Raw genomic sequence first — 9676 nt, 5'->3', positions numbered from 1 at the left:
TTAGCCCATGCCTAATGTATTTTGTTCGTCGACTGCTTCCTTGAGCTCGACTGGCTCTTGCGGTTGAAGCTTTTTCGAGATGGAATCTGCTTTAAGTAAATCGTTGTTGGCGACGTTCGTTTTCATCGCTTCATAATGTGTCTCAACCAGGTCTCGCGCCTGTGACTTAACTTCGCTTAAAACGCCACGGGTCTGACTGGTAAAATGGATGTGAATGTCTCGCGTGGTGAAGGCGTCCTTACTGATGCCAACCATTTCAAGAGAACTTAATACTTTGCTCTTATCTGCTTGTCCGTATGACTTGTATTGATTTGTATCTACGCCACTTGCTTCAGCCGCTTTAACAAGGGCATCAATGTCGTAAGTCGCAGACTTGTAGAAATCTTCTGGAACGCCTTGGCTTTGAAGACGGTTAACCGCGGATGCTATGTCAAAGTTGCTCTTACCGGATGCCGCTACAAGAGGATGCGGCGTAGCTGTTCCTGCTCGCTCTATTCCTACCAAGCGAGTTAATTCATCGCGCGTATGGTTAAATTGCTCCTCTGCAACTTCTTTGGCCATTTTAGAAACAGTATATTGTTGAGCGAGTTGTCTATAAGTTGTTGCTTCTTCTGGGGTGTATGTTGATTCAACTTTTGCCTGAAAAGTGGGCTGAACCCCGTTTTTGATATTTGCCCAGTGCTCATTGCCAACGTTTAATAACGTTTGAAATATTTCCGGGGTAGGGGAGATGCGCTCTTTCGAAATATCTACCCCAATCCCCATTTTTTCAGCGCTTTTTGCAAGCTCAATTGCCAGGCGCCAACCGTCGCCTTTCTGCTTGGCAAGATCTGTAATTGTTTTTGTCAGCTCTGGTGAAACAGAAAAGTTGTATTGGTCGCTGTGGCCTGACTCAATATTCTTATCGGCAAGCGCTAAATGGTTGAAGTGATGACGTATGCTGTCTGAATGCGTTAGTGTCTGCTCATAACCAACTTTTACGTCATAGGTGAAAATCGTGTTATCTATCTGGCCAAGTAGCACGTCTTTTTTGACTGCCCAAGGAATCCGGTTAGCTAATTGGTTTGCTGATTGCGAGCTTACAACGTCTTGAACGTCTGAAAAACCGTATTTTTCCATTGCCACCTGGCGCAATACAGCCTTTAGAAAACCCTCATCCTGCAGTGCAACATCAGGGGTGCGAATAGCGGTTAGTTGCTTTTGACGATAAACCTCAGTCGCTTCGTACTTTGGGTAATACTCATTATGTTTGTGCGCCCAAAGTGCTCGAATATCACGTGCGGTGAAGCCTGAGCTTTCAACCATAAGTCTCCGTAATTCTGACTCTTTAAGCAGCTTGGCGCCTACCTCAAGCCAGTTGCTCGCCTGCTGCTTACTAACGCCCCCAGATTTTACTTGTGGCAAAGCCATCACGTAGGGTTGAAATTTGCTGTACACGCTCTCCCAATTGGGCTTGGCGTACTGATAAATGGACGGGTCCGTTGCGTCGATTAAATTTGCCATAACATTACTTCTTATTTTTCACCTGCAATGAGGTTAAATGTCATCTGCGTTAGTGGATACAGCCGGACCGTCACTTTGCATTGTCTGTGCTGCAATCGGCGTTATTGCATCAATTAACTGCTCTACTTTAGCTTTAGAAACCAAAGCCCGGGTTATTAACCCGTAGTTGGTATTTGCAACAAAATAGGGGGTGGCAATATTGGGAAGTGAATTAAAAACTTTATTGTTTTGCTGCAGACTTTGGGCCGCCTTGATATTCACCACTGACTTGTTATCACTGACCAACTGGCTAAATGATTTTCGTTGTGCAAGGAGCTTTAGCCTATCTATTCGCGCTTTTGAATTCGTTTCACTAAGAAGATGAATAGCTTTGTCAGTTGAATCTTGTGGTTTAACAAACGCAACCGGTATGACTTTGATGCTAACTGAACGGGATTTTGCCATCTCAATTAGGTGAGGTAATTCTTGTTGGCAAGCAGGGCAGTTAAGATCCATAAACAAAAACAGCTCTCTGTTTCCTTCGCCAAGCTGAACATGTTGTAACCCCCTGACTTTATCCAAGATTACATTGTCAGATTCCTCTTCACTCTGTGATTGGGGCGTAGCTAAATGCCCAGCTGGTGGCTCAGTCGTGTCTTTTTCAAAGTTTTCGTCATTGAGCAATGCTGCCGCGGTACCGGCACTGTATTTTGCAACGAACTCGGTTGTTTTTTTCCTTAAGCTGATACGTTTTTTGTTGCGTTCTGCTATTTGCTCTAATACCGGTAGTCCACCAGCTTGTGCCTTATCAGCTATGTGTGGCGTGATCATCTGGCCATAAATTAGTGTTTCGAAATCACCAAGCATAAATAAAGAAAGAGACTCGCCTTCTTTAGATACAGCATCCAGCTTAAATACTCCCCCAGGAACCTGCTTAAAGCTTTTTACATAAGAGCCTGCGCCAAAGTAAGTAGTAACGAGTCCCTTGCCTCTGCGCTCTGCGGTAGATAGGTAGTCTGAAAAGGTGTCAGCGAACACTGAAGCAGGAATACTCGTCAATATACAAACCACTAAAACTAAAGACTTCATTCGATACCCTTTTTAAATTTTCTATAGTCAGTCTAAAGAGCAGTCGTGCGGGCATACAGGTAATAAAGTCGATAAATCGGGTTTGTGGTTGAGAGAAAAGGGCGGTTAAAAGAATATTCGCTCCACTAATTGAGTGAGGGTGAATTATGAAATCTTTAGTTTTAAGTTTGGCGGTAGCAGAGCCCTCCAGTGGAGGAATTAGAGTTAATGCAAACTGGGAAGAGCCATTTTTCAAAATACCCGTGCAAAATCGTGTTTTCATGCTGGCGCAATTTATAGCGCATTTATCCGGCACTATTCGCTCAATAAACGCCGATGTGATCCCAGATTCGCTGTCAGGTAACTCAGGCAATGTGGAAGTGAGCTTACCCATTGAAGGGGAGTCAGATGATTCAGACAGATCTGAGGTTCGCTTTACAGGCCTTCTTAACAACGCAGGTGAAGGTGAAAAAGCACTCGCAATTTACGCATGCATTCAATATCTAAAAAAACTCGGTGTTGTCTGGGTAAATAGCAGCGAGTCAATGCCTGCATGACGAATTTGAATTCCCCCCAGGTGGTGACTATCACAGATGAATTGCTGGAATACGCTTTGGGGCAAAACCGGCAAATGCAAAAGAAGCTACAGCGCAAACTGCTTTTATCGTCAGGATTGCTGGCCGTTATTGTCGGGCTGGGACTAACTCTAGCGTTTGATGCAACTGAATTACGCTTAAGCGAGCCGGTACTGGTTGATGAGGACAAAAATACAACAGTTATTCCTCCCATATTCAATCTTGAAAACTCTCTAGCATTTTCTGCCGCTTTAGCCGACAAGTATGCGATGCGGTTGATGAATTTCCACTTTTTAAATCTTGAAGATCAGATGCAAGAGCGACGCTCTCTGTTTGTGGACGATGCGACCTATGAAACTGTTTATAGACGACCGCTTCAAGACGCCGGAGCATTCGAACGAATTCAAAAAAATAATTACATCATTACCGCTGCAACAGTTAGAAATGCCGACCTCATGGCTGAGTTTATCGTCGATGGGGATCGATTCATTAAATATCAGATTCGAATGGTTCAGACCGCTGTAGGGCCTGCGGGAGAGCCCGAAAGCAATAAGGTCATACTCGAACTGACATTTAAACGCGTGTCGCGTGACAAAGCTATTGAAGGACTGTTAATCAGTGACTTGGGAACTATAAAGCGATGAGTTCAGAAAAAGAAAACCAATATAACGAAGAATTAGAACTGCTTTTCGGGGCTAAAACTAATTTGAGGGTGGCACATAAAGACACGGGGGTGTACCCATCTCAAATTGTACTGGACCGCAATGCTTTCTTGCGTCGCTTAAATAAGGTCTCGCTGGGGTTTGCTGTCTTTCTGGGGTTAGTAGTGGTTTCTCTGGCTATTGGGCTGAATATCTCAGCGAACCGACCCGTTCAAACTCTCGCTTATCTACTTGATAGCAAAAACAACATGACTGAGCTTCAACCCACGAATATTCCATCGGTTACGGACGAAGATGTGATGATTTTTGCAGTGAAGAAAGTGAAGCAATTTCATAAGCTATCCTTCACTGACTATATCGAACATACAGTGTCATTAGAAAGAGAGTTCACGACTCATACTGCTTTCGAAAACTATCAAAGAAGCCTCTTAAATAGCCTGATACTTACTCAAATACGTGATGATCGGCTTTCAAGCTGGGCTGAGCCAAGCGCAGCACCTGAAATTATCAATTTTAATGAAGATACGCTTACATGGCAGGTCAGGTTGAACTTCACATGGTATATGGGAGGAGGTAAGCAACAAACGAATGGGCGTGAATACACTGTAGATTTTCTGATTAAACGCGTTTCACGAAAGCACAATGAAAAAGGCCTGGCAGTCGATGCTTACTTCATAAAGCCTTTCGGCGGGGAATAAGAACATATGAAATTTTTAAATAAGTTCTCATTTCTGGCCCTGCTCTTGGCTACTGGGGTACAGGCTAATCAAAATAAAGATCCTGTTCCTGCTGATGTCGTTCCCTATACAGACGAAGCTCAGGCAACAGACTTAACAGATGAAGAAATGAAAGAACTGGCCTTTGAAATTTTTCTAGAAAGAAATTTCAAAATGACGCCGGAGCAGCTTAGGCAATACGCTGAGAAAAAACGTTCAGAGGCCGAAGCGCTGAAGCGTCAAAAACCTGCAGACTCTATACGCAAAGTCGATGCTCTTGACATCTCACCTGCAGCTAAACCATATCGAATTTATATCACACCGGGCTGGGATACCCATGTTTCATTTATTGATGCAGCAGGTAATGTCTGGCCGGTAATGTATCAAACAACAGGTTCTTCAGAAGAATTTAACGTAAAGCAAGTTATCAGCGAAACCTCAAATAAACTTCGAGTAAATGGGAAGTTTCGAGTGGGGTCTTCAAATCTGACTGTTGGCCTTAAAGGCATAGATGAGTTAATTACGCTTGAACTTGTGGCAGACAAGCAGAAATATCATTCGTCTTTGACTCTACAAATCCCCCAGCTCGGGCCCAATACATCAAGTGATATTACATCAGATGATAATCAGGCGATGATGTCCAATGAGCCATATATGCAAAAGGTTCTTCATGGAGGGGTCGGTTTACCAAATGATTTTAAAAAATTACAAAGCTCTCATCAGGATGTAAGCGCCTGGCAACGCGGTAACCTACTTTATATTTTAACTAATTTACATGTGCACGGGGTAGATCCTCTTAGCGTTCGTCATGGGCCGGGCGGTTATACCGCATATGAAATTTCTTACCTCCCATCTTTGCTTTTCACTACCGACAATGGCAATGCAGTGTCTGTCTATTTTCAAAAGGAGCGCGGCAGTTATGCGCAATAAAATCAATAAGTACACCAGCGCTTTGCTAGCACCTTCAAACCGCCCCTTTTTGTTTGTCGCCGGCGGCGTTCTTTTCGCGGTTGGTTTAGCATTTGTCATATTTACTATCGCGACGGGGGCCGAAGAAGAAGTCGCTAAAGCGCCACTTCAGGCTACCCCATCTAACTCTGTAGTGAATGTTGGTGCAGAAAGATCGGATGCTTATAAGGAAGCAGTTGAGCAAAAAAATAAGGAAAACTACGACCGAGCAATCCGGACCCAGAACGGTGTGCATATTCCTTTTGTTATAGATGGAAAAAAACCAGAGCCAATAGCCGGGGGAGATGCTGATGTCGCTACATGTGGGTGCACGATGTCAGATGCTGAATTTCACGCGCGCTTGTCACGTGCCGGCGTTGAGTTTGATAGTGACAACGACCTCATAACGCAGATTGGTGATAGTGATATTTATGTCGCCGCAGACAGGTACCTGGTTTCCGACGACAAGCAAAAGCTCAAGCTTCATGGTCTGGACGTGAAACTGTCTGATAGCGGGGGCATTGTTTGGGCAGACAACCGGCCAGTTGATATTGCTGGCATTGGTGAGCTTTTCTTAAGTGTGGATGGTGAAATCATAGATAAAGAAACTAATCTCATCCCAATGCGTGGACAATTGTTAACTCATGATGGCGTTGTGCTGCTTGCTAATGGACATTTTGCCTATAGAGCAGGAAACATGGTGCAAGTAGATAAAACTGACATCTATATAACTAGCGAATCACAACTGGTAACTGTAGATGCAAGACCAATTCGACACTCAGGCAATTTCGTTTTTCGTAATCGTGAGCGGGAAATAACGGACTCTCGCGGTGTTCCCGCAAGATGGGAAAACAACGTAGTTTTTCAGTCAAATGCCGGTCACCTAGTGGATAACAGCGGAACGACCTTCACGAAGCCCGGGATAATTTTTTCTTACAACGGGATCATGATTGATAACTTTGGAATGTTGACTGAGCCATTGACCAACCTTCGCCGAGTCGGTGACTCTGATATTCTGCTTGATGATAATGGAAATCTCAAAGATAGGTTCTCTGGTGCGATCACTTACTATACCGCTTCTGTAAAACTGGGTATTGGTCAAAGGCTTTTGTCAGGCGCCACCAACCTGAAGAACCATAAAGGCGCATCTGTACTACTGGAAGACGATGGTAGGTTAAGTGTCGATATCGGTAAAGGGAGTGTCCAGTCTGGTTTACTGAAAAATAGCAATGGTGTCGCTTATGACCGTAATGGGCACCTGCTTTCCCGACCTGGGAAGCTTTCACAAAAGGGCACATCTGATGTTTTTATTTCAAGTGATGGATTACTGGCCTCTGTAGGTGGAAAACCTCTGCTATTTAAACACAAGGACATGTTTCTCGACTTTAATACTTACCTTCCAAATAAACTCATTGGTTTACGCACGTACGATTTGGTGCAGGTGACAGATAAAGATGGCAATCAGCTCTATATTGATGAGTTGGGACGGTTTGTGACCAAAGATAACAAACTGGCACAGATTGGCGTTGATTTAACATCAAGTGAAGGCGTGGTCTTATCTTCTACTGGCGAAATGATGATGGACAAAAATGCTCGTAAGCCAGTGCTCAGCAAAGCTGGTGAGCAGCTTTTTTATAAAAATAAAGCTGTGTTTGAGGGGGTGAATGGCCAGCTCTTTGATGCAGAAGGTAATCCAATTTTTGATGAGAATGGTGGTCCACTTCGATTAAACGAGCAAGGATTCATTGTTGATGAAAATGGTGAGCTATCAGCCATGCAAGGGTTTAGCACCAAAAGCGGAAAAGTTGATCCTAAGACAGAGCAGTTTGATGTTATTAAGCCGTTATTAGGTCCAGATGGTAAACAGGTTTACCGAAATGGAAAGCCGGTGTTTCGCAAAGGCAATATTCTTTTGGATGAAAATGGGAATCAGCTGCGAGATGAATCTGGTTCTTTGCTAACGGTTGCTCCTGACGGAACGGTACAGAATGAGTTTGGAGTGGCTGATAAAGCAATAAACGATCAACTGACGAATCCTACTAATGGCTCGGGTAATCACAAATCAGCGTCAGTGCCTAAAGAGCTGGTTACTTTAAATGGAAAACCAATTACCCATAATGGAAAGCAGGTTTACCGTCGCCCGGATGGCGCTTTGGTTTACGCAAATGGTGAGGCAGTTAAAGGGCATGATGGTCGTGAACTGTTTCTTGATGAAAACATGCGCCTAAAAGATAAAACAGGGAAAAAAGCGATATCGCCATGGGATGAAGGCGCACTTTCAATAATAGCCAATGGTGGATTTGAGGCAGTAAACCCTTTAGGCCGCAGCTATAAAAGCGGCTTTATAAGAACCGAAGATGGATACATTCTTGATAAGAATGGCAAGCCTCTCACTTACAAAGATAAAAACGTCAGAGTAGGTGCTGACGGCCGAATTTACGATGAAGATGGAAACATAGTCACTGACTCAAAAGGTAACCCTTTATTCTTGAATGATAAGGGTGAGATCATTACTGAGGATGGAACGCCAGTTAAAGAGGCTATCTTTGCAGATGGTGACGGGCGTTTATTATTTGGTAACGGTAAACCGGTTACCTCTGCGATGAAGAAGATCGGTGAATCTGATGTGTATATTACACGCGATGGAAAGCTTCTTGATAAAGAGGGGAAGCCTTTCAAATATAAAGGTAAAGCTATTGAAATTGACCCTGAAACAGGTCGTTTAATTGATGAGGACGGTAACCCGCTGCGCGACCCTCGTGGTAACTCACTGTATTTAAGCGAAGCTGGTGAGTTTATAACTAAAGATGGAAAAAAAGCGAGCGGTGTAACACCGGTAAATGCTCAAGGTGTCGCTTTGGGGGCCAATGGAAAGCTTTTGGCCGGGTCTAAGCAGCTTACTAAAATACCTGGTACTGAATATTACAAGTCAGTTGAAGGGTTAGTAGTTGATGAAAACGGCAAACCCGTTTTGCGCGACGGTGAACATGTTTATGTAGATGGGACTAATCAGCTGGTGGATAGACTAAACCGACCCATAAGATACAGAGGCCAGCGGTTACGCCTTGATGGCCAAGGACAAGTCGTTGGTGCAAATGGCGATAGTATTATTATCGATGAAAAGCCGGTAACGCTGGGCAACCTAGACTTATTATCTGATGATGGCTTAGTCAAAGAGCCTGATAATAAAATCACCCCCCCATCTCTACCAGAGGAGCCGGCTAAGAAAAATGAATCTTCAGGCGTATCTTTGAAGGATAAAGAGGAAAACAATGATTCAGCCAAACAAGCTGAAGACACGCAAACAGATGATGGAAAGATTAAATTAAGTGCAGTAGACCAAGCCGCCAGAAGCCGGTTTGGTGCTCGGGTGGCTGGTTATATAACCGCAATGGAAAAAACAGCTAAAAGTTATGAAAAAAATATAATACCGAAATATAAGCCTACCGAGGTTACTGTCGCTAAAGCCCCGGGGATATCTTCTCAAGGAAGTACTCAGGTGAGTCCTGTCGGGAGTGACAGCAACACTGGAACTGAAAGTGTTGGACCCCAGTCACAAATTGTGGAGCCTACAGGCTCAACATACTTTGTTGTGACTACCCATGCCCTTAATACTGATTTCAACGATCGGCTCGAAGTTGAGATACATATGCCTTTTCCAGAGCATCCATTACATCTGGCCAAAGCATACGCAATCGTAGATTTGGTTTACGACAATGCCGTTCTTAAATTTAATCAGATTTGCCCTTTGGAATTAAAATGTTTCAGTACTGAAGGGCTGGCGTTAGACCCTTCCACGGCATCTGCCGGTATGGCCGCAGAAGTAGATGACCACTTCTGGTATCGGTTTGGGGGCGTATTCCTTGCGTCATTTGGAACCGGAGTTGCAGACGGTATTGCGAACTCTCAGGATCGTACTCAAATTACAGATAGTATCCCAGGGAGCACTTCAACAACGACAATCGTTGAAGGGTTAAATTATGCGGAGATTGCATTACAAGGGGTTGGGGAAGTTGGTCGGGCGCTGTTACCGTCACTGGCAGAACGGGTGAATCGACCGGTAACTGTGAAAATTCCTCAAAATACTGAAATGGTAATGAAAATCTTTACTCACATTACAGATAAAGATTTGCCTACTCAGCATTAACTGTAAGTCTGAAGCCATAATGACAATCACATTATGGCTACTGTAAGCAGAGCTGTAATATTTCATATAGCTCTGCTC

General features: G+C 43.9%; 7 protein-coding genes. 5 read left to right on the top strand and 2 right to left on the bottom strand.

The genetic code is table 11. From position 1 onward, the window contains the following. On the bottom strand, positions 1-1503 hold the full coding sequence (locus tag FBQ74_RS18505) for a hypothetical protein (protein ID WP_139758200.1): 1503 nt from the start codon (positions 1501-1503) through the stop codon (positions 1-3). Positions 1504-1536: 33 nt separating this feature from the next. After that, entirely contained in the window at positions 1537-2571 is a 1035-nt protein-coding gene (locus tag FBQ74_RS18500) for a thioredoxin domain-containing protein (protein WP_139758199.1), read from the bottom strand. 146 nt (positions 2572-2717) lie between these two features. Here FBQ74_RS18500 and FBQ74_RS18495 point away from each other — a divergent pair, with 146 nt between their 5' ends. Genes FBQ74_RS18495 through FBQ74_RS18475 form a run of 5 tightly spaced genes read left to right on the top strand, consistent with a single transcriptional unit; the run spans position 2718 to position 9598 of the window. Beyond that, positions 2718-3107 (top strand): hypothetical protein, encoded by a 390-nt coding sequence (locus FBQ74_RS18495; RefSeq protein ID WP_139758198.1) that lies wholly within the window; start codon positions 2718-2720, stop codon positions 3105-3107. Then, positions 3104-3769: a DotI/IcmL/TraM family protein gene (locus tag FBQ74_RS18490; RefSeq protein WP_139758197.1), complete on the top strand. Its 666-nt coding sequence runs from the start codon at positions 3104-3106 to the stop codon at positions 3767-3769. Before FBQ74_RS18495 ends, FBQ74_RS18490 begins: the two co-directional genes overlap by 4 nt. Then, entirely contained in the window at positions 3766-4485 is a 720-nt protein-coding gene (locus FBQ74_RS18485) for a DotI/IcmL family type IV secretion protein (RefSeq protein WP_139758196.1), read from the top strand. The genes FBQ74_RS18490 and FBQ74_RS18485 overlap by 4 nt, the downstream gene beginning before the upstream one ends. A gap of 6 nt (positions 4486-4491) precedes the next feature. Then, positions 4492-5433, top strand: a complete 942-nt coding sequence (locus FBQ74_RS18480; RefSeq protein WP_139758195.1) for a DotH/IcmK family type IV secretion protein — start codon at positions 4492-4494, stop codon at positions 5431-5433. After that, complete coding sequence (locus tag FBQ74_RS18475; RefSeq protein WP_168190730.1) at positions 5423-9598, top strand: DotG/IcmE/VirB10 family protein; 4176 nt, start codon at positions 5423-5425, stop codon at positions 9596-9598. Before FBQ74_RS18480 ends, FBQ74_RS18475 begins: the two co-directional genes overlap by 11 nt. The last annotated feature ends 78 nt before the right edge of the window (positions 9599-9676 follow it).

It is taken from the genome of Salinimonas iocasae, from assembly GCF_006228385.1.
Lineage (GTDB): Bacteria > Pseudomonadota > Gammaproteobacteria > Enterobacterales > Alteromonadaceae > Alteromonas > Alteromonas iocasae.
Note: the sequence above shows the minus strand (reverse complement) of the source record. Positions and strands in the feature narration are given on the sequence as shown.